Raw genomic sequence first — 757 nt, forward strand, 5'->3', positions numbered from 1 at the left:
CCAGCAAGGACACCGACAGTCGTCTCGGTGGGGCCGTAGTGGTTGTGCACTTCGCAGTCCGGAGCGAGTGCATGGACGGACTGGAGCAGGGCCCAGGTGGAGGACTCACCTCCAAGCACGAGGCGCTTGCGAGGCAGGACGAGGCGAGGCTCGGGCGCGGTAAGCAGTGCCGCCAGGTGCGAAGGCACCACCTTCATGCAGTCGATGGGGTGACGCGCGAAGTAGTCAGCCAGGGCCGCGGGGCTGGAGGCGCACTCCTGCGTGAGGACGTGCAGCAGGCCACCCGTGGTGAGGGCCGGGAAGAGGACGGTGTTGCCCAGGTCCGCGACGAAGGTGGAGACAAGCGCGAAGCTTGCGCAGGACTCCAGGCCAAGGCGCTGCGTCACTGAATCGACGTAGGTGAAGAGTTGCGAGTGCGCGACGGCAACGCCCTTGGGCTTGCCGGTGGAGCCAGAGGTGAAGAGGACGTAGGCGAGGGAGTCCGGATGCGCCTCAACCGGTGGTGCGTCGGTGCGCAGCCGGGAGAGGGTGGCAGCGTCTTCATCCAGGCGAACGACGTGCGCGGAAGAGGACTCGAAGGCGGAGGCGTGGCGGGCCACCGTCACGACGACGGGCGTGGAGACTTCGTGCACCAGGGACTGCAAGCGCAACGCAGGCTGAGCCGGGTCCAGCGGCACGTAGGCACCGCCGGCCTTCCAGACGCCCAGCAGGGCGACGACGGTCTCGACGGAGCGCTCCAGGCACAGCGCGACGCACG

1 protein-coding gene is annotated in these 757 nt (G+C 68.4%); it reads right to left on the reverse strand.

Annotated elements, in window-relative coordinates; all coding sequences use genetic code 11:
• A partial coding sequence (locus ACLEQD_RS44635) for an AMP-binding protein (RefSeq protein ID WP_410391957.1) occupies positions 1 to 757 on the reverse strand: 757 nt, incomplete at both ends.

The organism is Corallococcus sp. 4LFB (assembly GCF_046520365.1).
In the GTDB taxonomy this organism is placed as follows: domain Bacteria; phylum Myxococcota; class Myxococcia; order Myxococcales; family Myxococcaceae; genus Corallococcus; species Corallococcus caeni.